Here is a 21,829-nt window from a genome sequence, read left to right as displayed (position 1 = left end):
CTCAGCCGAGCAGCGTGCGGATCGCCTCGGCCGTATCGGTCTCGCCCAGCCGCGGAAAGATCTTCTCCAGGCTGTTGCGGTGCGCCGCCTCGTCCAGGTCGGTCACCGCGTCGGAGGCGACGGTCACGTGGTAGCCGTGCTCGTGCGCGGCACGGGCGCTGGACTCCACACCGATGCTGGTGGCGATGCCGGCCAGGACGATCTGGGTGACGCCGCGGCGGCGCAGCTCCAGATCCAGGTTGGTGCCGTGGAAGGCACCCCACTGCTGCTTGGTGACGGTGAGGTCGCCGGGCTGCCGGTCGAGCTCGGGCACCAACTCCGCCCGGTCGGCGGGTGGGGTGCCACCGCGCAGCGCGGTCTCCGTACGGCCCGGTGCGCAGCCGGTGACGTTGACCAGGACGACCGGCAGCCCGCGCCGGCGGAACGCCGCGGCCAGCCGCGCGCCGCGCGCGACGACATCGGCGGCGGGCAGCGGAGCGGTGGGCAGAGAGACGATCCCCTTCTGAAGGTCGATCAGGACCAGGGCGGTGGTGGGGTCGAGGGTGGTGGCGGGCACGGGCGGGCTCCTTGAGTGAGGTGACGGACGGTCGGTCAGGGCGCGCGACGGGCCCGCAGGGCGCGGTCGGCGAGGGTCAGGACGAGCAGCAGCAGGCCCAGTACGACACCGATCAGCGCGATCGTGTGCAGCCCGGGGTCGGAGGCGCGCGGCCCGTAGAGCAGCCCGATGAGGCCGGCGGCGGTGATGGCGCCGAGGTACTGGGCGGTGCGCTGGAGCCCGGCGGCCGCGCCCACACCGTCGGCCGGGGCCTGGGCGTAGACCGCGGCCTGGTTGCCCGTGGAGGCCAGACCCTGCGGGATGCCGAAGAGCGCCCCCGCGCACAGCAGCACGAGCAGCGGGCTGGTGCCCTGGAGCAGCAGGAAGGCCGCGCTGCCCGCGGCGAGACAGACCGCGGCGAGGGTCAGCTGGCCGCGGATGCCCTTGGTCCGGGCGCCGGCGACCGAGCAGACGGCGGCGGCGACGGACATCGGCAGCATGACCAGGCCGGCGTGGAAGGACGAGTAGCCGTGCGCCTCCTCCAGCCACTGGCTGAAGCCGTACAGGACGCAGTAGATGACCAGGTATGTCAGCCCGTGCCGCAGGTAGGTGAGGACCAGCGCGTGGTTGCGGGCGAGCATCCGCAGGTCGATGAAGGGCGCCGGATGGCGCAGCTCCCACCGGACCAGGACGGCGGTGAGCACGGCGGTCGGCACCAGCAGCGGCCACTGCGGGTCCGTAAGGCCCAGCAGGAAGACCATCGCGCAGGTCAGGGCGGTGGCGAAGAGGCCGATGCCCAGCGGGTCGAGGGAGCCGGAGGCGGGCGCGGTGCACCGGCGCTTCGTATACCTGCGGCGGGACGTCCGGCCGGTCTTCCCGTCCGCCCTCCGGTCCGCCGGGAGCCAGGCCAGCGCACCGGCCAGCGCGAGCAGCGCCAGCGGGAGATTGACCGCGAACACCGCCCGCCAGCCGGCGGTCGCGGCCAGCAGCCCGCCGAGCGTGGGGCCGACGGCGGCGCTGCCCAGTGCGGCCAGTGAGAGCCGGCCGAGGACGCGGCGGGGGGTGGGCCGCCCCACCCGCCGGGACTCGGCGCGCAGGATCGCCATCGCCGCGGGGTAGGCCGCCGAGGTGCCGATACCGAGGACGACCCGGGAGACGATCAGCAGGGTGAAGGTCGGGGCCAGCGCGCCGATCAGGCCCGCGGCACAGACGGTCAGCGCTCCGGCGACAAAGACCCGGCGCGGTCCGACGCGGTCGGCGAGCCGCCCCATCGAGGGCTGGCCGACCGCGCTGGCGAGGTACATCGCGGAGATCAGCCAGGCGGTGTCGACGGCTCCGACGTGGAAGTCCTGCCCGATGGCCACCAGAGCGGTGGCGATCATCGTCGAATTGACGGGGTTGAGCAGCGAGCCGAGCAGCAGCGGTGCCATCAGCCGGGCGCCGAAAGCGTCGCCGGCACCCGTGGGCCCACCGGGGCGCGGCCGTGTGCCGTCCGCCCGGTCCGGGGCCGCTTCCGCGGCAGAGGGGTCGGTCATTCCTGCATCAGCCGTCGTATCAGCCCGGTCGCGGCCGCCAGGGTCTGCTGTTCGTCGGGGGTGAGCCGGTCGGCGATGGCCACCGCGAGCCAGTGCTGTTTGGCCTGCCGCAGCTCGGCGATCATCCGGCGGCCGTCCTCGGTGAGGGAGAAGACGACCTGGCGGCCGTCCGTCGGATGCGGGCTGCGGGCCAGGAGGCCGCGCTCCTCCAGCGCGCCGACGGTCAGCCGCATGGACTGCGGGCGCACCAGCTCGGCGCGGGCCAGCGCCGCGATGGTGGCCGGTCCGTCGGTTTCGATCCGTGAGAGCGCCGAGCGCTGGGTCGGGGTGAGCTCGCCCTGGGGTGAGGCGGCGCGCAGATGTCGCATCAGCTGTGCGACGGTCGCGCGCAGCTCCGTCGCCAGGCGTTCCTGCTCCTTTTCCGGCATATCTCCACCGTAGATATCGACAGGGAAACTTGCAAGTTTCCCTGTCGAGCATGGGTGGATGCCGGAGTGACCGGCCGGACGCGCCACGTGAGAGATGGTCTTGCCACGCTGCGTACCGGGCCTTACGGTCACCTCCACACGCGTAGATCGCGCCGTGCACCGTGTCGTGGATCCCGCGTGGCCCGCAGGCTGACGCATCGACAAAGGAGCAGCTCATGGCCGATGTTGTGCGTGCCGCACTGGTCCAGGCGACCTGGACCGGCGACACCGAATCGATGATCGCGAAGCATGAGGAGTACGCCAGAGCGGCGGCCGCGCAGGGCGCGAAGGTGATCGGCTTCCAGGAGGTCTTCAACGCTCCGTACTTCTGCCAGGTCCAGGACCCGGAGCACTACCGCTGGGCCGAGCCGGTGCCCGACGGGCCGACCGTACGGCGCATGCAGGACCTCGCCCGCGAGACCGGCATGGTCATCGTCGTCCCGGTCTTCGAGGTCGAGCAGTCCGGCTTCTACTACAACACCGCGACCGTCATCGACGCCGACGGCACGGTCCTGGGCAGCTACCGCAAACACCACATCCCGCAGGTCAAGGGCTTCTGGGAGAAGTTCTACTTCAGGCCGGGGAACGCCGGCTGGCCGGTCTTCGACACCGCCGTCGGCAAGGTCGGCGTCTATATCTGCTACGACCGCCACTTCCCCGAAGGATGGCGGCAGTTGGGCCTCAACGGCGCCCAGCTCGTCTACAACCCCTCCGCCACCTCCCGCGGACTGTCCGCCTACCTGTGGAAGCTGGAGCAGCCCGCGGCCGCCGTCGCCAACGAGTACTTCATCGCGGCGATCAACCGCGTCGGTGTCGAGGAGTACGGCGACAACGACTTCTACGGCACCAGCTACTTCGTCGACCCCCGAGGCCAGTTCGTCGGTGAGGTCGCCAGCGACTCCAAGGAGGAACTGGTCGTCCGCGACCTGGATTTCGGGCTGATCGACGAGGTCCGCCAGCAGTGGGCGTTCTACCGCGACCGCCGTCCCGACGCCTACGACGGGCTGGTGCGGCCATGACCCACGCGCCCCATGACGCGGCGGGCCTGCACGCCCGCCACCAGGCCGTACTGCCGTCCTGGCTCAGCCTCTACTACGAGCGGCCCCTCGAACTCACCCACGGCGAGGGCCGGCACGTCTGGGACGCCGAGGGCAACCGCTACCTCGACTTCTTCGGCGGCATCCTCACCACCATGACGGCGCATGCGCTGCCCGAGGTCACCAAGGCCGTCAGCGAGCAGGCCGGCCGCATCATCCACACCTCGACGCTCTATCTCTCCCGCCCCATGGTCGAGTTGGCGGAGCGGATCGCGGCGCTCTCCGGCATCCCCGACGCGCGGGTCTTCTTCACCACCTCCGGTACGGAGGCCAATGACGCGGCCCTGCTGCTGGCCACCACGTACCGGCGCTCCAACCAGATCCTGGCGATGCGCAACAGCTACCACGGCCGCTCCTTCTCCACCGTCGGGATCACCGGCAACCAGAGCTGGTCGCCCACCAGCCTGTCGCCCCTCCAGACCCTCTACGTCCACGGCGGGGTACGCACCCGCGGCCCGTACGCGGAGCTCGGCGACCGTGACTACATCGCGGCCTGCGTCGCCGACCTGGAGGACATGCTCCAGCAGACCGCGGGCGGGGTCGCCGCGCTGATCGCCGAGCCGGTCCAGGGCGTGGGCGGCTTCACCGTGCCGCCGGACGGCCTCTACGCCGCCTTCCGCGAGGTGCTCTCCCGGCACGGCATCCTGTGGATCAGCGACGAGGTGCAGACCGGCTGGGGCCGCACCGGCGACCACTTCTGGGGCTGGCAGGCGCACGCCGACAACGGCCCGCCGGACCTGCTCACCTTCGCCAAGGGCATCGGCAACGGCATGTCCATCGGCGGGGTGGTGGCCCGCGCCGAGGTGATGAACTCGCTCACCGCGAACTCCATCTCCACCTTCGGCGGCAGCCCGGTCACCATGGCCGCGGGCCTGGCCAACCTCACCTACCTCCTCGAACACGACCTCCAGGGCAACGCCCGGCGGGTCGGCGGGCTGCTCATCGAGCGGCTGCGGGCGGTCGCGGCCGGCCTCGACATGGTGCGCGAGGTGCGCGGCAGGGGCCTGATGATCGGCCTCGAACTGGTCCGTCCCGGCACCGACGAGCGCTCCCCGGAGGCCGCGTCGCTGGTCCTGGAGGCCGCCCGCGAGCGCGGTCTGCTGGTCGGCAAGGGCGGCCAGGGCGGGGCGTCGCTGCGGATCGCGCCTCCGATGACGCTGACCGTCGCGGAGGCGGAGGAGGGGGCCGCCCTGCTCGCGGACGCGCTAGGGGTGGTGCAGGGAATGCTGGCGGCGGGGTAGCGGCGTACGGCCTGCGGCGTACGGCATATGGCTGCGGCCGGGCGAGGGGCGCGCGCCCCGGCCGCAGCCGTACCGCGTGCGCGTCAGCTCCCCGGGCGGCCTCACGGTGCCTGGGCAGCCACCTCCCGCACCGTGTCGGCGACCAGGGTGAAGAACCGGGTGTGCGCACGCCGGCTGCACGACGCCTCGGGGTTCCAGGGCAGCAACCGGGCGCGGGCCTCTATCGCCCGCCAGTGCTCGTCGGTCCGGAGGGCTTCGGGGCGGGCGGCATTGGCGCGTACGTCCATCAGGACGATGTCGGGCGCCAGGGCCGCGGCCTCCGCCCAGCCGAGCGTGGACCAGTTCACACCGGCGCCCGCGGCCGGCTCCAGCAGGGCCGCCCCGTGTTCAGCCAGTGCCCGCAGATCGGGCCAGGAGCTGGGCCGGGCCAGATGCACCCGCTCGGGCCCGGCGGGCGACAGCGCCAGCACCCGGGGACGCACCGCACCCCCGGTCGCCTGCCGCAGGGCATCCTCCGCGGCGTCCAACTCCCGGGCGATACCCAGCGGTTCGCCGCGGCCCAGCGATCCGGCCAGCGCCGCGAACCGCTCCCGCACCTCGGCCAGGCTCCGGCCCGGGCCCACCGCGACGGTGGCGACCGGGACATGCACCTCCAGCTCCAGCGCGGTCTTCTGCTCCAGCCCGTAGACCTGCTCACCGTCATAGGTCACGGCCACCACCAGGTCCGGCTCCGCCGCCAGCAGGGTGTCGGGGTGCAGCGCGGCACCCGAGCCGAGGTACGGGATCTCCCCGAGCGGCAGTTCACCGCCCTTCGCGGGATCGGGGGCGGGCCCGTCGTGCTGGGATCCGAACAGCCCCACCGGGCGTATGCCGTGGTCCCACAGGGTCGCCCCCGCCTGTATGTAGGCCACGATCCGCACCGGCCGGCTCCCGGCCACCACCAGGCGCCCCCGGTCGTCGGAGAACTCCCACGGTGTGTTCTGGTCCATGACCTGCCGCCCTCCGCGCTGTGGTCCGTCCCGATGAGGCTGGCGCCCGCGAGGATTGCCCGCCCGCGTCGGCGGATATCTGCCCGTCCGGCCCCCTCCGCACCCCTCCGCGGCGGGCCCCGCGTTGAACCGGGCGGCTGATCGTGGCGGCAACACGAACGTCCCCACTGATTAACCGTCATGGTATTGCCACGGTGGGTGACATGCTTCTACGGTGTCTCCTTCTCGACCGGAATCTACGGGTGTAGACCAGCTGTGACGTGGCGTCAGGTAGGGAGCTGAGATGGTGAGCCGTACGGTCGTCCAGGGCGGACTGGTGATCACCGCCGCCGATGAGATCCACGCCGATGTCCTGGTGGAGGACGGCCGGATCGCCGCCCTCGCCGCGCACGGCAGCCGCACCGCCGACAGCTGGCGCGAGTCCGCGGACCGCACCCTCGACGCCACCGGCAAGTACGTCATCCCGGGCGGTGTCGACGCCCACACCCACCTGGACTTCCCCTTCGGCGGGACGTCCTCCTCCGACGACTTCGAGACCGGCACCCGGGCGGCGGCCTGGGGCGGCACCACCACCATCGTCGACTTCGCGGTCCAGTCCCGCGGAAACTCGCTCCGCGCCGGCCTGGACACCTGGCACGCCAAGTCCGACGCCCGGTGCGCCGTCGACTACGCGTTCCACATGATCCTCTCGGACGTCAACGAGCACACGCTCAAGGAGATGGACCTCCTGGTGGCGGAGGGCGTCACCTCCTTCAAGCTGTTCACCGCCTACCCCGGCGTCTTCTACAGCGACGACGGCCAGATCCTGCGCGCGATGCAGCGCTCCGCCGAGAACGGCGGCCTGGTGATGATGCACGCCGAGAACGGCATCGCCATCGACGTGCTGGTCGAACAGGCGCTGGCCGAGGGCCGTACCGACCCGCGCTACCACGGCGAGGTCCGCCACGTCCTGCTGGAGGCGGAGGCCACCCACCGCACCATCCAGCTGGCCCGGGTCGCCGGCGCCCCGCTCTATGTCGTCCATGTCTCCGCCGAGGAAGCCGTCGCCGAGATCGCCCAGGCCCGCGACAAGGGGCTGAACGTCTTCGGCGAGACCTGCCCGCAGTATCTGTTCCTGTCCACCGACAACCTCGCCGAGCCGGACTTCGAGGGGGCCAAGTACGTCTGCTCCACCCCGCTGCGGCCCCGCGAGCACCAGGCCGCGCTGTGGCGCGGACTGCGCACCAACGACCTCCAGGTCGTCTCCACCGACCACTGCCCCTTCTGCTTCCAGGGCCAGAAGGAACTCGGCCGCGGAGACTTCTCCAAGATCCCCAACGGGATGCCGGGCATCGAGAACCGGATGGACCTGCTCCACCAGGGCGTCGTCGAGGGCCGGATCAGCCGCCGGCGCTGGATCGAGATCGCCTGCGCCTCCCCGGCCCGGATGTTCGGCCTCTACCCGAAGAAGGGCACCCTCGCCCCGGGCTCCGACGCCGACCTGGTGATCTACGATCCGTCCGCCGAGCAGACCGTCTCCGCCGAGACCCACCACATGAACGTCGACTACTCGGCGTACGAGGGCACACGGCTCACCGGACAGGTCGAGACGGTGCTCTCGCGCGGTGAACTCGTCATCGACCGGCGGAAGTTCACCGGACGCGCGGGACACGGCCAGTACATCCCGCGCGGCACCTGCCAGTACCTCCTCTAGGGCCCTCTCCCTCACGAGGGATCAGGGACCAGGACCAAGAAGGACCCCTACGACCAAGGACCTCTTCAAGGACCCTTTTTAAGGAGCGCCGCCGTGGACTTCGGAGTTGTCCTCCAGGCCGACCCGCCCTCTTCCGCCGTCGTGTCCCTGATGCGCCGCGCCGAACGCAACGGCTTCCGCTACGGCTGGACCTTCGACTCGACCGTCCTGTGGCAGGAACCGTTCGTCATCTACAGCCGCGTCCTGGAACACACCGAGCGTCTGATCGTCGGCCCGATGGTCACCAACCCCTCCACCCGCGCCCCCGAAGTCACCGCCTCCACCTTCGCCACCCTCAACGAGATGTACGGCAACCGCACGGTCTGCGGGATCGGCCGCGGTGACTCCGCGATGCGGGTGGCCGGACGGCCGCCCAACACCCTGGCCCGGCTGGGCGAGGCGATCGGAACCATCCGCGACCTGGCCGAGGGCCGGGAGGCGGAGGTCGGCGGGCACCGCATCCGGATCCCCTGGATCAAGAACGGCAAGCTGCCGGTCTGGATGGCCGCGTACGGCCCCAAGGCCCTCACCATGACAGGGCAGTTGGCCGACGGCTTCATCCTCCAGCTCGCCGACCCGTTCCTCACCGAGTGGATGATCAAGGCGGTACGGCAGGCCGCGACGGACGCCGGACGCGACCCGGCCGCCGTCACGATCTGTGTCGCCGCCCCCGCCTACGTGGGCGACGACCTCGACCACGCCCGTGAGCAGTGCCGCTGGTTCGGCGGCATGGTGGGCAACCACGTCGCCGACCTCGTCGCCCGCTACGGCGAACACTCCGGCATGGTCCCCGACGAGCTGACCGACTACATCAAGGCGCGCAAGGGCTACGACTACTCCCACCACGGCCGCGCGGACAACCCCGACACCGCCTTCGTGCCGGACGCCATCGTCGACCGGTTCTGTCTGCTCGGCCCGGCCGCCGCGCACCTCGACAAGCTGCGACAGCTCAAGGCGCTGGGCGTGGACCAGTTCGCCGTCTACGCCATGCACGACGCCAAGGAATCCACCATCGACGCCTACGGAGCAGAGATCATCCCCGCGTTCGCCGACTGAACGGACCCCGGAGACCGGCGGCCCGCACCCGGACGAAAGGCCCCCGTATGCCCGCGACCTTCCCTCCCGTGCCGCCGGAACCGCCGATAGCGTCCCCAGCCGGCCAGCTCACCGCGCCCGACGGCCGTATCGAACCGGCACCCGACGCCCTCCCGCCGCACGGCCGCTACCTCAACGACGATCTGCGCCCCGTGCCGCTCGCCGAACGCCGCTGGACCACCTACAACTTCACCGCCCTGTGGGTCGGCATGGCCCACAACATCCCCTCCTGGACGCTCGCCTCGGGCCTGGTCGCGCTCGGCATGGACTGGAAGCAGGCGGTGCTGACCATCGCCCTGGCCAACCTCATCGTCCTCGTCCCGATGCTGCTCACCGGCCACGCCGGCCCCAAGTACGGCATCCCCTTCCCGGTCCTGGCCCGCGCCTCCTTCGGCCTGCGCGGCGCCAATCTGCCCGCGCTGGTGCGCGCGGCCGTCGCCTGTTGCTGGTTCGGCATCCAGACCTGGATCGGCGGCCAGGGCATCTACATCCTGCTCGGCAAGGTCTTCGGCGGCGACTGGGCCGGGGCGACGGCCGTCGCCGGCTACCCCTGGACCCTCTGGCTCTGCTTCCTGGTCTTCTGGGCGACCGAACTCGCCATCATCCACCGGGGGATGGAGACCCTGCGCCGCTTCGAGAACTGGGCCGCCCCCTTCGTCCTCGTCGGCGCGGTGGCGCTGCTCGTCTGGATGGCGACCAAAGCTGGCGGGTTCGGGCCCCTCCTGGACCAGCCGAGCGCACTGGGCTGGGGCGCGGACTTCTGGCCGGTCTTCTTCCCCTCCCTCATGGGCATGATCGGTTTCTGGGCCACCCTCTCCCTCAACATCCCCGACTTCACCCGCTTCGGCGCCGGACAGCGGGCCCAGGTCTGGGGCCAGACCCTCGGCCTGCCGACCACCATGACGGCGTTCGCGCTGCTCTCCGTCCTCGTCACCTCCGGCTCACAGGCGGTCTACGGCGCCCCGCTCTGGGACCCGGTCGCCCTGGCCGGCAAGGCCGACAACGTCTTCGGTCTGCTCTTCGCCCTCGTCACCGTCCTGATCGCCACGATCTCCGTCAATATCGCGGCCAATGTCGTCTCGCCGGCGTACGACCTCGCCCACCTGGCGCCGAGGTTCATCAACTTCCGTACCGGGGCATTGATCACGGGCGTGGTCGGCGTCCTCATCCTCCCGTGGAAGCTCACCGCCACCCCCGAGCTGTACATCTTCACCTGGCTCGGGGTCGTCGGCGGCCTGCTGGGCACGGTCGCCGGAATCCTGATCGCCGACTACTGGATCATCCGCCGTACCGTCCTCGACCTCGCCGCGCTCTACCGCCCCGGAGGCCGCTACTGGTACACGGCCGGCTGGAACTGGCGGGCGGTCCTCGCCTTCGCCGTCGGCGGGCTGCTGTCCGTCGGGGGCTCGTACTCCCACCCCGGCAAGGGCCCCTTCCCCGCCGACGGTCTGATCCCCTTCCTCAAACCCCTGGCCGACTACGGCTGGGCGGTCGGCCTGGGCGCCGCCCTGCTGCTCTATGTGCTGCTCATGGCCACGGCGCCGGGGCGGGCCGCCGCCCGAGGCTGAACGTCAGCCCGGCTGGGCGAGGCCCGCCAGCAGCGGGGGCAGCGCCGTGCCGATCGGCTCGCGGATCACCTCGGCGGCCAGCTCGTCGTACGGCGTCGGCTCGGCATTGACGATGATCAGCCGCGCACCGTGCTCGGCCGCCACCCCCGCGAGCGAGGCGGCCGGCTGCACCTGGAGCGTCGTCCCGACGGCCAGGAAGATGTCCGCCGCCTTCGCCACGCCCAGCGCCGTGCCCAGCACCTGCGGGTCCAGCCGCTCGCCGAACATCACCGTCGCGGACTTCAGGATGCCCCCGCACACCAGACACGCCGGATCGGGCTCGCCCGCCGCCACCCGCTCCAGTGCCTCCCGCATCGACGAGCGGGCGTGGCAGCGGGTGCAGGTGACCGCCCGGGCGGTGCCGTGCAGCTCCAGCACCTTGCGCTCGGGCATCCCCGCGAGCTGGTGCAGCCCGTCCACGTTCTGCGTGATCACCCGCACCGGCGTCCCCGACCGCTCCAGCCGGGCCACCGCCTCGTGCGCCGCATTCGGCTTCGCCCGGAACGCCGGGCTCTCCTGCCGCATCCGCCACGACCGCCGGCGGATCTCCGGATCGGCCATGTACGCGTCGTACGTCACCAGCTTCTCGGCCTCCGGGTCCCGCCGCCACAGCCCGTTCGGCCCGCGGTAGTCGGGGATGCCGGAGTCGGTGGAGATCCCGGCGCCGCTGAGGATCGCGACGAGGGGACGCCGGGGCGGCTGGTCGGAGGAGGCATCGGTGCCGGTCATGGAGCGAGCGTACGCAGCGGACCGCCGTGTCGTCGCGGCAGTTTCCGGGTGCGGGCGCGCGTACTGCCGGGGCGGCCGCCGCGTACTGCCGGGGGTGTCCGGGGGTACGTATCCGGTGATCGTCCGTCCGCCCATCGCTCGCCTCCGCACCGTGCATCCGACGAGGAGCCGCCCGTGTTCACCACCCGCCCGACCCTCCAAGGCACCTTCGGGATGGCCTCCTCCACGCACTGGCTGGCGTCGCAGTCCGCGATGGCGGTGCTGGAGGACGGCGGGAACGCCTTCGACGCGGCGGTGGCGGCCGGCTTCGTGCTGCACGTCGTGGAGCCGCATCTGAACGGGCCTGCGGGGGAGGTGCCGATCATTCTGGCGCCCTCGGACGGGCCGGTGCGGGTGCTGTGCGGCCAGGGGCCGGCGCCGGCCGGGGCGAGCGTGCGGCACTACACCTCGCTCGGACTGGATCTGGTGCCCGGCACCGGGCCGCTCGCCGCCGCGGTCCCCGGGGCGTTCGACGCCTGGATGCTGCTGCTGCGCGACCACGGCAGCAAACCGCTGGCCGAGGTGCTGCGGTACGCCATCGGCTACGCCGAGCACGGCCACCCCGCGGTCGAGCGGATCGGCGAGACCATCGAGACGGTCCGGGAGCTCTTCGAGACCGAGTGGACCTCCTCCGCCGCGCTCTACCTCCCGGACGGCGCGTCCGTCGCCCCCGGCGGACTGCTCAGGAACCGGCCGCTGGCGGCCACCTGGCGGCGGCTGATCACGGAGGCGGAGGCCGCCTCGGCGTCGCGCGAGGCACAGATCGACGCCGCCCGCCGGGCGTGGCGCGAGGGCTTCATCGGCGAAGCGCTCGCCACGTTCGCGGCCCGTCCGGCCATGGACACCTCGGGCGAACGCCATGCCGGCACCCTCACCGGCGACGATCTGGCCGCATTCCGCGCCACATACGAAGCGCCGGTCACCTACGAGTGGAACGGCTGGACCGTCGCCAAGGCGGGCGGCTGGTCCCAGGGCCCCGCCTTCCTCCAGCAACTCGCCCTGCTGCCGCCGGAGTTGCCCGCGTACGGCAGCCCCGATTACCTGCATCTGCTCATCGAGGGCTGCAAGCTGGCGATGGCGGACCGGGAGGCCTGGTACGGGGACGCCGCCGAGGTGCCGCTCGATGCGCTGCTCAGCACCGAGTACAACGCCGCGCGGCGGGCGCTCATCGGTGAGCGGGCCTCGTACGCACTGCGGCCCGGCAGTCCGGACGGCCGCAGTCCGCGGCTGAGCACGTATGCGGCGGCGGTCGCGGCCGGTGCGGACGGCCTGGAGGCGCGGGCGATGTCCGGGCGCGGCGCGGGTGAGCCGACCGTGGCGCGCGGGGTTCCCGGACCGGCGCCCGAGGTCGACCGGCGCGGGGCCACCCGGGGCGACACCTGCCACATCGATGTCGTCGACCGCTGGGGGAACTTGGTCTCCGCCACGCCCTCCGGCGGCTGGCTCCAGTCCAGCCCCGTGATCCCGGCCCTCGGCTTTCCGCTGGGCACCCGGCTTCAGATGGCCTGGCTGGAGGAGGGCCTGCCGAACTCCCTCACCCCGGGCCGCCGTCCCCGTACCACCCTCAGCCCGTCCCTCGCCCTGCGCGGCGGGGTCCCCGTGATGGCCTTCGGTACGCCGGGCGGTGACCAGCAGGACCAGTGGCAGCTCCACTTCTTCCTGGCCGTGGCGCTGCGCGGGGCGGTCCGCGGCGGGCTCGATCTCCAGGGCGCGGTCGATGCGCCGAACTGGCACAACGACTCCTTCCCGGGCTCGTTCTTCCCGCGCGGGATGCGGCCGGGGAGCGTCACCGTGGAGTCACGGACCGGCGCGGAGACCATCGACGGGCTGCGGCGGCGTGGGCACCGTGTCACGGTGGGTGAGGCATGGTCCGAGGGGCGGCTGTGCGCGGTGGCACGGGATCCGGAGACCGGAGTGCTGTCCGCGGCGGCGAATCCACGGGGGATGCAGGGGTACGCGGTCGGGCGCTGAGGCGCCGGGGCCTGGGCCTGGGCCTTTGCGCCCGTACCGCATCCCAGGCGTGCGTCCGGTGGCACCCGGAGTTCACCTGGAGTCCAGGCGCCGTGTCAGTGGCTCATGGTTCGATGGACGCATGATCGAAGCACTTCGTACCCAAGATTCGGGAGAGATCACGAATATCACCGATGTGGCAGCCGCCACGCCCAGCACCGACACCGTCTCCTCGACCGACACCGTGACCGAGACCGTGGCCCCCTCGCCGGACCTCTCCGGACTGGACCTGGCCGCCGTCGAGGCCGCCGTCCGCCGCGCCGCGGCCGACGAGATCATGCCCCGCTTCCGGCAGCTCGCCGCCGAGGACATCGTCGAGAAGAACGGCCCGCACGACCTCGTCACCATCGCCGACCGCCGGGCCGAGGAGCACCTCACCGCCGCGCTGACGGCGCTGCTGCCCGGCTCCCGGGTGGTCGGCGAGGAGGCGGTGCACGCCGACCCCGGCGTCCTCGACGCGCTCCTCGGTGACGCCCCCGTCTGGATCGTCGACCCGGTCGACGGCACCCGCCAGTTCGTGCACGGCGACCCCGGCTTCGCCACGCTCGTCGCGCTCGCCCACCGCGGCGAGGTGCTGGCCTCCTGGACGTACGCCCCCGCGCTCGGTCTGATGGCGATCGCCCGCCGGGGCGCCGGCGCCGAGCTCAACGGCGTCCCGCTGCGGGCCGGCAGCCCGGCGGCGGACGCGGTCCTCGATGTCGCCACGTCCCACCACGACTTCACCGACGACGACCAGAAGCGGGTGCTGGCTGCCCTGGACACCGGCGGTGTCGCCCCGCGGCCCTGTGGCTCGGCAGGACTGGAGTATCTGCACATAGCCCGCGGTGAGCTCGACGCCACGGCCTTCAGCTGGGAGAACGCCTGGGACCACGCCGCCGGGCTGCTGCTCGTCCATGAGGCGGGCGGCGCGAGCGGCACGGTCACGGGGCAGCCGTTCCGGATCGAAGGCGGCAACGACCTGCCGTTCACGGCGGCGCGTGACGCCGAAACCGCGCGGCGTATCCTCGGACTGCTGGCGGCCGCCAACTGATCCTCACCGACGAGGGTCGGACGTGAGGGGAGTGGCGCAGGTGCCGAGGATGCTCGATGCCGTGGTGATCGGGGCGGGACCCAACGGCCTGACGGCGGCCGTCGAACTGGCCCGCCGTGGGATGTCCGTGGAGGTCTTCGAGGCCCGCGACACCATCGGCGGCGGCGCCCGTACCGAGGAGCTGACCCTCCCCGGCTTCCGCCACGACCCCTGCTCCGCCGTACACCCCACGGGCGCGGGCTCACCGGCCTTCGCCGCCATGCCGCTGGAGCGGTACGGCCTCGAATGGCTGCACCCCGACCTCCCGATGGCGCACCCGTTCCCGGACGGTACGGCCGCCGTGCTCGCGCACTCCGTCGGAGAGACCGCGATGTCCTTCGGGCCGCGCGACGCCGGCTCCTACCGGCGGCTGGTCGCACCGTTCATCGGCAAGTGGCCGTCCATGGCCCATGACTTCCTGCGCACCCAGTGGCTCGGCCTGCCGAGCGACCCGCTGACCTACGCCCGCTTCGGCCTGGTCGCCGCGCAGCCGGTCACCCTTCTCAACCGCCGTTTCCAGGACGAGAAGGCCCGCGCCCTGATGGCCGGCCTCGCGGCGCACGCCATCTCCCCGCTCGGCGGCATCGGCACCTCCGGCATCGCCCTGATGTTCGCGCTCGCCGCACATGCCAACGGCTGGCCGGTGGCCCGCGGCGGCTCCCAGGCCATCTCCGACGCGCTCGCCGGTCTGCTGCGCGCCCATGGCGGTGCGGTGCACACCGACTTCGAGGTCAAGCGGCTGGACGACCTGCCGCCGGCCCGGGCGTATGTCTTCGATACCTCACCGACCGCGCTGGCCCGGATCGCGGGCCTGGGCAACGCCTACCGCGACGTCAAGTACGGCCCCGCCGTCTTCAAGATCGACTACGCGATGGCGGAACCGGTGCCGTGGACGGCCCAGGAGGCCCGCCGCGCCGGCACCGTCCACATCGGCCCCACCAGTGGCGAGATCGCCGCCGCCCTCGACGCCGCCACGCACGGCCGGGACCCGTCCGTTCCCTTCCTGATCACCGCTCAGCCCAGCCTGATCGACGCGACCCGCGCCCCCGACGGCAAGCACACCTTCTGGGCGTACGGGCATGTCCCCAACGGCTGGGAGGGCGACGCCACCGAGGTCGTCGAGCGGCAGATCGAGCGCTTCGCCCCCGGCTTCCGCGACCTCGTCCTGGCCCGCGCGGTCGCCGGACCGCCCCAACTCGCCGCCCGTAACGCCAATTACGTCGGCGGCGACACCGCCACCGGCTCCGCGGCCGGTCTGCGCCTGCTCATCCGCCCCAAACTCACCCGCGTCCCCTACGAGACCGCCCACCCCGCCGTCTTCCTCTGCTCCCAGGCCACCCCGCCCGGCCCCGGCGTCCACGGCATGTCCGGCCATTACGCGGCCAAGGCGGTCTGGCGACGCCTCCGCGCGAACCGCCGCTGACCACCGCAGGCCGGTCCACGGAGACCGAGGAGACACCCCCTACCCTCGAACACCATGAACCCCCACCGCACCTCCCTCACCCTCGTCCAGGGCGACATCACCGAACAGGCCGTGGACGCCGTGGTCAACGCCGCCAACTCCTCGCTGCTCGGCGGCGGGGGAGTGGACGGCGCCATCCACCGGCGCGGCGGTCCGGAGATCCTGGCCGAGTGCCGCGCACTGCGCGCCTCCCAGTACGGCGACGGACTGCCCACCGGCCAGGCCGTCGCCACCACCGCCGGAGAACTGCCGGCCCGCTGGGTCATCCACACCGTCGGCCCGGTCCACGCCAAGACCGAGGACCGCAGCGACCTGCTCGCCTCCTGCTACCGCGAATCCCTCCGCGTCGCCGACGAACTGGGCGCACGAACGGTCGCCTTCCCGGCCATCTCCACCGGCGTCTACGGCTGGCCGATGGACGACGCGGCCCGGATCGCCGTTGAGGCGGTGCGGGCTACGGAGACGGCAGCGGAAGAGATCCGCTTCGTGCTCTTCGACGAGCGGGGTTACGAGGCGTTCGCCGCTCAGATGCGCTGACCGGGACGGGAGTTGGGGCTGTTCCGGGGGCTAGGAGCGCCGGCGCGGCCGGCCGCGCCTGGCGCCTTTCTGGCCGCCGCCCTTGGAGCCGCCGGAGCCGCCCCGTGCGCTCTTGCCGGCCGGTTTGCCGCCGGTGGGCTTGCGCCGTGCGCTCCCGGTGTCGGTGCGCTGGGACGGTTTCGGCTGGGCCGGGGTGGTGGTGCGGCCCCGGGTGCTGTTGACGGTCCGCCCGCGGACGATCCCGATGAAGTCCTCCACCAGGTCGGTGGTCGCCTCCTCGGGCCACGAGAGCGCAATGCTCGACTGGGGGGCGTCCGTGACCGGCCGGTAGGTGAGGTCCCTGCGGTGGTGCAGCCGCGCGAGTGACTGCGGGACGACGAGGACGCCCACTCCGGCCGCCACCAGCTCGATGGCGTCCGCGGTCGTGGCGGGGCGCTCGATCGCGGGCCGCCCCGGCCGGTGCTCCCAGTCGAGGGTGTCGTCGAGGGGATGCAGCAGGATCTCGTCGGCCAGGTCCTCGGCGGACACCTCGTCGACCGCCGCCACCAGGTGGTCCTTCGGGACCACGACCACCGTCGTCTCGGTGTAGAGGGGGATCGCGCTGAAGTACGTCCGGTCGACCGGCAGCCGCACCAGACCCGCGTCGGCGCCGCGGTCCCGGAGCACATCGGCGGCCTCGCCGGCGGACACCGCGACGAGGGTCAGGGGGATGTCGGGCAGCCGCTCGTTCCAGATGCGTACCCATTTGGCCGGCGTCGCGCCGGGAACGTACGCGAGCCGGAACGAAGGAGGTACGTCGGAGCCTGTCACGTCGCCAGATTACCGGTCGTGTTCGGAGGCCTCGCACACGCTCGTTACTCTTGACACCATGACGTCGCACCAGAACACCCAGACGATGAAGCCCGCGACCGCGGCAAAGAAGCTGGGTGTGTACCTCGAGGCCACCCCCGCCGAGTTCCAGGAGGGTGTGGTCTCACGCAGCGAGCTGAACGCGCTACAGGCCGATCCGCCCGCGTGGCTGGTGGAGCTGCGGCGCAACGGCCCGCACCCCCGCCCGGTGGTCGCGGCCAAGCTGGGCATCTCCATCTCGGGCCTCGCACGGGGCGGTATCACCGACCCCCTCACCACCGAGCAGATCGACGCGCTCAAGCGCGACCTTCCCGAGTGGCTCCAGAAGGAGCGCGCCACGCAGGCCGAGGTCCGTAAGGAAGCGGCGCGCATCAAGGAGAAGAACAAGCAGAAGAGCGCGGAGCAGGGCGAGTAAGCCGGCCGCGTTCGGATGTTTCTGCTGGTCAGTGGCGTGTTCGGTGCGCGCCGGGGGTGTGCCCGAACGCCCGGCGGAAGACATCGATGAAGGCGCTGCTGGAGGCCCAGCCGCAGCGATGGGCGACGGCGGTCACCGGAGTGCCCTCGGCCAGCAGGCGCAGGGCGTGATGCAGCCGCAGTTGGGTGCGCCACTGCGGGAAGCTCATACCGAGTTCGGCCCGGCAGAGCCGGGTGAGCGTGCGGTCGCTGACGCCTGCCACGGCGCCCAGCTGCGCCAGGGTCCGGCTGTCGGCCGGGTCGTCGCGCAGGACGGCGCATACCGCGACCAGACGCGGGTCCTTGGCGGCGGGCACATGGACGGGCTGCGCGGGCGAGTGGTGGAGCTGGTCCAGCAGGACGGCCCGTAGCCGGCGGCGTTCGGCGCCGCGGCCGGCGGGCTGCCCGGTGTAGGCGATGATCAGCTCCCGCAGCAGCGGCCCGACGGCGAGGACCGCGGGCCGGTCCAGGCCCAGCGGGTTGTCCCGCACCGGCAGTCCCACCAGGTGGAGGTCCGTGTCGCCGTAGGCGCGATGCTCATGGACGGTGCCGGCCGGAATCCAGATCGCCCGGGTGGCAGGGGCGATCCAGCTGCCCGCGTCGGTGGTGACCGACAGCACGCCGCGTCCCGCGTAGACGATCTGATGCTCGTCGTGCCGGTGCGCGTCGATCCCCGTACCGGCGGGCAGCGGACGGAGTCCGGTCGTGGCATGCGGGGCGTGGCGGATTTTCGGCATTCCTTGGCACTTTATCGGAAGCGGGCGGGGGCTCTGCGCGCCGATCATCGGGGAGTGACGGCAGACCGGGCCCGGGGCCCCGCCGTCTCCGGCCAGACCGCCCGCATCCCCGGAACGACCGTCAGGAGTCCCGTCATGCGTCCCCTCCCGATCCCTCCGCTCGCCGAGCTGAGGAAGCGCCGTAGCGCGAAGTGGCGGACGTTCCCTGACGATGTGCTGCCCCTGCCGGTCGCGGAGATGGACTTCCCGTTGGCGGAGCCGGTCGCCAGGGCCCTCCATGAGGCCGTCGACCGGTCGGACACCGGGTACGCGGCACCGACCCGGGACCTCGCGGACGCGGTCCGCGGTTACGCCCGGCGCAGCTGGAACTGGCGGATCGACCCCGACGGGGTGCGTACCGTCGCCGATGTCGGCATCGGCATCGTCGAAACGCTGCGTCGTCTCGTCGGTGCCGGAGACCGCGTGGTGATCAGCCCGCCGGTGTACGAGCCGTTCTCCTGGTGGGTGCGCGAGGTCGGGGCGCAGGTCGTCGAGGCACCGCTGGCCCGGGAGACACACGGGTGGCGGCTCGACCTCGACGCGCTGGAGCGTGCCTTCGCGGACGGGGCCACGGCGTATGTGCTGTGCAATCCGCACAATCCCGTCGGTCTGGTGCACCGGCGCCAGGACCTGATCGCGCTCGCCGAGCTGGCCGACCGGTACGGCGTCCATGTGCTGTCCGACGAGGTCCATGCCCCCCTCGTCCTGCCGGGGGCCGAGTTCGTGCCGTTCCTGTCGGTGTCGGACGAGGCCAGGCGCTGGGGGTTCGCGTTCCTGTCGGCGAGCAAGGGCTGGAACCTGGCCGGGCTCAAGGCCGCCACCGTCATCACCGCCGACCCGGCCCCCAAGCGGTACGTCGACCGCCTGTCACCGCACTCGCTCTACCGCACCGGGCACCTCGGCGTGCTGGCAACGGTCGCCGCGTTCAACGACGGTGAGCCCTGGCTCGCCGGCGTGCTGGCCGCCCTGGACCACAACCGCGGACTGCTGGACGAGCTGCTGGTGAAGCTGCTCCCCGGCGCCCACTGGACACCACCGCAGGCCGGCTTCCTCGCCTGGATCGACTTCCGGGAGCTGGGCTGGGGCGACGACCCCGCCGCCCACCTCCTCGCCGCGGCCGGGGTCGCGCTCAATGCCGGACACCGCTACGACCGGGCCGGCGCCGGATGGGTCCGGCTGAACTTCGGCTGCGCACCGCAGACCCTCACCGAAGCGCTCACCCGTATCGCCGCGGCCCGCTGAGGCGAGTGGCGAGACGGGGGTGGTGAACGCGCGCCCCGGATCGGAGGTTCGCCACGTGGTGGCCGTCGGTGCGGCTACTCGAAGCGCGCGGTGTCGCCCGCCCCGCGGCGGACGATGTCGAGCACACCGCCGGAGAAGTCGATGACCGTGGTCGGCTCGGTACCGCAGTCGCCCGAGTCGAGCACGGCGTCCACCACGTGGTCGAGCCGCTCCTTGATCTCCCAGCCCTGGGTCATCGGCTCGTCCTCGTCCGGCAGCAGCAGGGTGCTGGAGAGCAGCGGCTCACCGAGCTCGGCGAGCAGCGCCTGGGCGACCGCGTGGTCCGGGATCCGTACGCCGACCGTCTTCTTCTTCGGGTGCAGCAGCCGGCGCGGCACCTCCTTGGTGGCCGGGAGGATGAAGGTGTAACTGCCGGGCGTCGCCGCCTTGATCGCGCGGAACACATCGTTGTCGATGTGCACGAACTGCCCCAGCTGCGCGAAGTTCTGGCACACCAGGGTGAAGTGGTGACGGTCGTCGAGCTCACGGATCGACCGGATCCGGTCGATGCCGTCGCGACTGCCCAGCTGGCATCCCAGCGCGAAACAGGAGTCCGTCGGATACACGACGAGCGCGCCGGAGCGGATGCTGTCCGCCACGTTGCCGATGGTGCGCCGCTGAGGATTCTCTGGGTGTACGTCGAAATACTTCGCCATCCGCCGAGTCTAGGTGGTCCCCCTGTCCCCGCCCCGGCGGCCGGTACCGCGGCGCAGGGGCGGGAGCGTGCCGCGCGGCGGACGCCCGTCCTGTGCGTCCTTTGACGAGGGGTGACCCGCGGCGTCCCTGGTGGTCCGACGTCGATGTCGGATTCTCGCCAGCGAAGGCCCGGACGGGTGAGCAATCCTGGGGGCATGCACCACGACACCGAGCGCTGTCTGCGCGCCGTGCAGTCCAAGGACGCCCGCTTCGACGGCTGGTTCTACACGGCCGTGCTCACCACCCGTATCTACTGCCGCCCCAGCTGCCCGGTGGTGCCGCCCAAGCCCGAGAACATGCGCTTCTACCCGAGCGCCGCGGCCGCCCAGCAGGCCGGGTTCCGGGCCTGCAAGCGGTGCCGCCCGGACGCCAGCCCGGGGTCACCGCAGTGGGACGAACGGGCCGATCTCGTCGCGCGGGCCATGCGGCTGATCGCCGACGGGATCGTCGACCGCGAGGGCGTGCCCGGACTCGCCGCCCGGCTCGGCTACAGCACCCGGCAGATCGAGCGCCAGCTGCTCGCCGAGCTGGGCGCAGGACCGCTCGCCCTGGCCCGCGCCCAGCGCGCACAGACCGCCCGGCTGCTGGTGGAGACCACCGGGCTGGCGATGGCCGAGGTCGCCTTCGCCGCCGGATTCGCCAGCATCCGCACCTTCAACGAGACCGTACGGGAGGTCTTTGCGCTCTCGCCGACCGAACTGCGGCAGCGCGCCAGGCCCGGCGCCCGTACGGCGGTGCCCGGCACGCTCACCCTGCGGCTCCCCTTCCGGCAGCCGCTGAACCCCGACAACCTCTTCGGGCACCTCGCCGCCACCGCCGTCCCCGGCGTCGAGGAGTGGCGGGACGGCGCCTACCGCCGCACCCTGCGGCTCCCCTACGGGCACGGCATCGTCGCCCTCGCGCCCCGCCCTGACCACATCGACTGCCGGCTCGCCCTGACCGATCTGCGCGATCTGGCCGGCGCCATCGCCCGCTGCCGCCGGATGCTCGACCTCGACGCCGACCCGGAGGCCGTCGACGGCCTGCTGCGGGAGGACCCCAGCCTCGCGCCGCTGGTCGAGAAGGCGCCCGGGCGCCGGGTCCCGCGCACCGTGGACGCCGAGGAGTTCGCCCTGCGCGCGGTCCTCGGACAGCAGGTGTCCACCGCGGCCGCCCGCACCCACGCCGGCCGGCTGGTCCGGGCGCACGGTGAGCCGGTCGACGACCCGGGCGGCGGTCTGAGCCACCTCTTCCCCTCCGCCGCCGCGCTCGCCGTACTGGACCCCGAGTCGCTGGCCATGCCCCGTACCCGGCGCGCCACGCTCCGGGGCGTGATCGCCGCCCTCAACTCCGGTGCGCTGCGCCTCGGCGTCGGCAGCGACCGGGACGAGGCCCGTGCCGGGCTCGCGGCGCTGCCGGGCGTCGGCCCCTGGACCGTCGAATGCATCGCCATGCGCGGCCTCGGCGACCCGGACGCCTTCACCCCCACCGACCTCGGCGTGCGCCGCGCGGCCGCCGGACTCGGTCTGCCGCACACTCCCGCGGCCCTCGTCCGGCACTCCGCGGTCTGGCGCCCCTGGCGCGCCTACGCGGTCCAGTACCTCTGGGCGACCGACGACCACCCCATCAATCACCTTCCGACGAACTGAGC

General features: G+C 72.5%; 20 protein-coding genes. 12 read left to right on the top strand and 8 right to left on the bottom strand.

Features of this window, described 5'->3' with window-relative positions; genetic code table 11:
* Position 1: 1 nt before the first annotated feature.
* The 3 genes from ACZ55A_RS08795 to ACZ55A_RS08785 are packed head-to-tail and all read right to left on the bottom strand — an operon-like array spanning position 2 to position 2,498.
* Positions 2-556 (bottom strand): isochorismatase family protein, encoded by a 555-nt coding sequence (locus ACZ55A_RS08795; protein WP_468836265.1) that lies wholly within the window; start codon positions 554-556, stop codon positions 2-4.
* 35 nt (positions 557-591) lie between these two features.
* On the bottom strand, positions 592-2,070 hold the full coding sequence (locus ACZ55A_RS08790; protein ID WP_468836262.1) for an MFS transporter: 1,479 nt from the start codon (positions 2,068-2,070) through the stop codon (positions 592-594).
* Positions 2,067-2,498 (bottom strand): MarR family winged helix-turn-helix transcriptional regulator, encoded by a 432-nt coding sequence (locus tag ACZ55A_RS08785; RefSeq protein WP_468836259.1) that lies wholly within the window; start codon positions 2,496-2,498, stop codon positions 2,067-2,069. Before ACZ55A_RS08785 ends, ACZ55A_RS08790 begins: the two co-directional genes overlap by 4 nt.
* A gap of 215 nt (positions 2,499-2,713) precedes the next feature.
* Here ACZ55A_RS08785 and ACZ55A_RS08780 point away from each other — a divergent pair, with 215 nt between their 5' ends.
* Positions 2,714-3,556, top strand: coding sequence for a nitrilase-related carbon-nitrogen hydrolase (locus ACZ55A_RS08780; RefSeq protein ID WP_468836257.1), 843 nt, complete (start codon positions 2,714-2,716; stop codon positions 3,554-3,556).
* Positions 3,553-4,875: an aspartate aminotransferase family protein gene (locus tag ACZ55A_RS08775; RefSeq protein WP_468836254.1), complete on the top strand. Its 1,323-nt coding sequence runs from the start codon at positions 3,553-3,555 to the stop codon at positions 4,873-4,875. Before ACZ55A_RS08780 ends, ACZ55A_RS08775 begins: the two co-directional genes overlap by 4 nt.
* Positions 4,876-4,976: 101 nt before the next feature.
* Here ACZ55A_RS08775 and ACZ55A_RS08770 read toward each other — a convergent pair whose 3' ends face one another.
* A complete protein-coding gene (locus ACZ55A_RS08770) occupies positions 4,977-5,864 on the bottom strand; it encodes an ABC transporter substrate-binding protein (protein ID WP_468836252.1) in 888 nt (295 codons plus the stop codon).
* A 283-nt stretch (positions 5,865-6,147) separates the two neighbouring features.
* Here ACZ55A_RS08770 and hydA point away from each other — a divergent pair, with 283 nt between their 5' ends.
* The 3 genes from hydA to ACZ55A_RS08755 all read left to right on the top strand — a co-directional run bounded on the left by hydA (position 6,148) and on the right by ACZ55A_RS08755 (position 10,259).
* Positions 6,148-7,557 (top strand): dihydropyrimidinase, encoded by a 1,410-nt coding sequence (gene hydA / locus ACZ55A_RS08765; RefSeq protein WP_468836249.1) that lies wholly within the window; start codon positions 6,148-6,150, stop codon positions 7,555-7,557.
* A 93-nt stretch (positions 7,558-7,650) separates the two neighbouring features.
* Positions 7,651-8,652, top strand: coding sequence for a TIGR03842 family LLM class F420-dependent oxidoreductase (locus tag ACZ55A_RS08760; RefSeq protein WP_468836246.1), 1,002 nt, complete (start codon positions 7,651-7,653; stop codon positions 8,650-8,652).
* Positions 8,653-8,699: 47 nt separating this feature from the next.
* On the top strand, positions 8,700-10,259 hold the full coding sequence (locus tag ACZ55A_RS08755; protein WP_468836244.1) for an NCS1 family nucleobase:cation symporter-1: 1,560 nt from the start codon (positions 8,700-8,702) through the stop codon (positions 10,257-10,259).
* A gap of 3 nt (positions 10,260-10,262) precedes the next feature.
* Here ACZ55A_RS08755 and ACZ55A_RS08750 read toward each other — a convergent pair whose 3' ends face one another.
* Complete coding sequence (locus ACZ55A_RS08750) at positions 10,263-11,027, bottom strand: SIR2 family NAD-dependent protein deacylase (RefSeq protein ID WP_468836242.1); 765 nt, start codon at positions 11,025-11,027, stop codon at positions 10,263-10,265.
* Between the two features lie 174 nt (positions 11,028-11,201).
* Here ACZ55A_RS08750 and ACZ55A_RS08745 point away from each other — a divergent pair, with 174 nt between their 5' ends.
* From ACZ55A_RS08745 to ACZ55A_RS08730, 4 genes are all read left to right on the top strand, one after another.
* Positions 11,202-13,037, top strand: coding sequence for a gamma-glutamyltransferase family protein (locus tag ACZ55A_RS08745; protein ID WP_468836240.1), 1,836 nt, complete (start codon positions 11,202-11,204; stop codon positions 13,035-13,037).
* Positions 13,038-13,158: 121 nt separating this feature from the next.
* Positions 13,159-14,106 (top strand): inositol monophosphatase family protein, encoded by a 948-nt coding sequence (locus ACZ55A_RS08740; protein ID WP_468836237.1) that lies wholly within the window; start codon positions 13,159-13,161, stop codon positions 14,104-14,106.
* Positions 14,107-14,155: 49 nt separating this feature from the next.
* A complete protein-coding gene (locus tag ACZ55A_RS08735) occupies positions 14,156-15,568 on the top strand; it encodes a phytoene desaturase family protein (RefSeq protein WP_468836234.1) in 1,413 nt (470 codons plus the stop codon).
* A 54-nt stretch (positions 15,569-15,622) separates the two neighbouring features.
* Positions 15,623-16,144, top strand: a complete 522-nt coding sequence (locus tag ACZ55A_RS08730; RefSeq protein ID WP_468836232.1) for an O-acetyl-ADP-ribose deacetylase — start codon at positions 15,623-15,625, stop codon at positions 16,142-16,144.
* Positions 16,145-16,174: 30 nt separating this feature from the next.
* Here ACZ55A_RS08730 and ACZ55A_RS08725 read toward each other — a convergent pair whose 3' ends face one another.
* Positions 16,175-16,954 (bottom strand): LysR substrate-binding domain-containing protein, encoded by a 780-nt coding sequence (locus tag ACZ55A_RS08725; protein ID WP_468836229.1) that lies wholly within the window; start codon positions 16,952-16,954, stop codon positions 16,175-16,177.
* Positions 16,955-17,012: 58 nt separating this feature from the next.
* Here ACZ55A_RS08725 and ACZ55A_RS08720 point away from each other — a divergent pair, with 58 nt between their 5' ends.
* Entirely contained in the window at positions 17,013-17,408 is a 396-nt protein-coding gene (locus ACZ55A_RS08720; RefSeq protein ID WP_468836226.1) for a DUF5997 family protein, read from the top strand.
* Positions 17,409-17,436: 28 nt separating this feature from the next.
* On the opposite strand, the gene ACZ55A_RS08715 is transcribed toward ACZ55A_RS08720, so the two are convergent.
* Entirely contained in the window at positions 17,437-18,183 is a 747-nt protein-coding gene (locus ACZ55A_RS08715) for an AraC family transcriptional regulator (RefSeq protein ID WP_468836223.1), read from the bottom strand.
* 135 nt (positions 18,184-18,318) lie between these two features.
* Here ACZ55A_RS08715 and ACZ55A_RS08710 point away from each other — a divergent pair, with 135 nt between their 5' ends.
* Complete coding sequence (locus ACZ55A_RS08710; protein ID WP_468836220.1) at positions 18,319-19,464, top strand: MalY/PatB family protein; 1,146 nt, start codon at positions 18,319-18,321, stop codon at positions 19,462-19,464.
* A 74-nt stretch (positions 19,465-19,538) separates the two neighbouring features.
* Here ACZ55A_RS08710 and ACZ55A_RS08705 read toward each other — a convergent pair whose 3' ends face one another.
* The gene (locus ACZ55A_RS08705; protein ID WP_468836218.1) at positions 19,539-20,159 is read right to left on the bottom strand and encodes an L-threonylcarbamoyladenylate synthase; all 621 of its coding nucleotides are present in this window, start codon (positions 20,157-20,159) and stop codon (positions 19,539-19,541) included.
* A 195-nt stretch (positions 20,160-20,354) separates the two neighbouring features.
* Here ACZ55A_RS08705 and ACZ55A_RS08700 point away from each other — a divergent pair, with 195 nt between their 5' ends.
* Positions 20,355-21,827, top strand: coding sequence for an AlkA N-terminal domain-containing protein (locus ACZ55A_RS08700; protein WP_468836215.1), 1,473 nt, complete (start codon positions 20,355-20,357; stop codon positions 21,825-21,827).
* Positions 21,828-21,829 lie beyond the last annotated feature (2 nt).

This window comes from Streptomyces sp. NPDC034111 (assembly GCF_055575375.1).
This window is presented reverse-complemented; position numbering and strand designations above follow the sequence as displayed.

Bases quoted from the DNA above. Each gene is read 5' to 3' on its own strand.
- ACZ55A_RS08720 (WP_468836226.1), top strand. From the start codon at position 17,013: ATGACGTCGCACCAGAACACCCAGACGATGAAGCCCGCGACCGCGGCA.
- ACZ55A_RS08755 (WP_468836244.1), top strand. From the start codon at position 8,700: ATGCCCGCGACCTTCCCTCCCGTGCCGCCGGAACCGCCGATAGCGTCC.
- ACZ55A_RS08770 (WP_468836252.1), bottom strand. From the start codon at position 5,864: ATGGACCAGAACACACCGTGGGAGTTCTCCGACGACCGGGGGCGCCTG.
- ACZ55A_RS08785 (WP_468836259.1), bottom strand. From the start codon at position 2,498: ATGCCGGAAAAGGAGCAGGAACGCCTGGCGACGGAGCTGCGCGCGACC.
- ACZ55A_RS08740 (WP_468836237.1), top strand. From the start codon at position 13,159: ATGATCGAAGCACTTCGTACCCAAGATTCGGGAGAGATCACGAATATC.
- ACZ55A_RS08735 (WP_468836234.1), top strand. From the start codon at position 14,156: ATGCTCGATGCCGTGGTGATCGGGGCGGGACCCAACGGCCTGACGGCG.
- ACZ55A_RS08790 (WP_468836262.1), bottom strand. From the start codon at position 2,070: ATGACCGACCCCTCTGCCGCGGAAGCGGCCCCGGACCGGGCGGACGGC.
- ACZ55A_RS08705 (WP_468836218.1), bottom strand. From the start codon at position 20,159: ATGGCGAAGTATTTCGACGTACACCCAGAGAATCCTCAGCGGCGCACC.
- ACZ55A_RS08715 (WP_468836223.1), bottom strand. From the start codon at position 18,183: ATGCCGAAAATCCGCCACGCCCCGCATGCCACGACCGGACTCCGTCCG.
- hydA (WP_468836249.1), top strand. From the start codon at position 6,148: ATGGTGAGCCGTACGGTCGTCCAGGGCGGACTGGTGATCACCGCCGCC.
- ACZ55A_RS08750 (WP_468836242.1), bottom strand. From the start codon at position 11,027: ATGACCGGCACCGATGCCTCCTCCGACCAGCCGCCCCGGCGTCCCCTC.
- ACZ55A_RS08710 (WP_468836220.1), top strand. From the start codon at position 18,319: ATGCGTCCCCTCCCGATCCCTCCGCTCGCCGAGCTGAGGAAGCGCCGT.
- ACZ55A_RS08700 (WP_468836215.1), top strand. From the start codon at position 20,355: ATGCACCACGACACCGAGCGCTGTCTGCGCGCCGTGCAGTCCAAGGAC.
- ACZ55A_RS08730 (WP_468836232.1), top strand. From the start codon at position 15,623: ATGAACCCCCACCGCACCTCCCTCACCCTCGTCCAGGGCGACATCACC.
- ACZ55A_RS08775 (WP_468836254.1), top strand. From the start codon at position 3,553: ATGACCCACGCGCCCCATGACGCGGCGGGCCTGCACGCCCGCCACCAG.
- ACZ55A_RS08780 (WP_468836257.1), top strand. From the start codon at position 2,714: ATGGCCGATGTTGTGCGTGCCGCACTGGTCCAGGCGACCTGGACCGGC.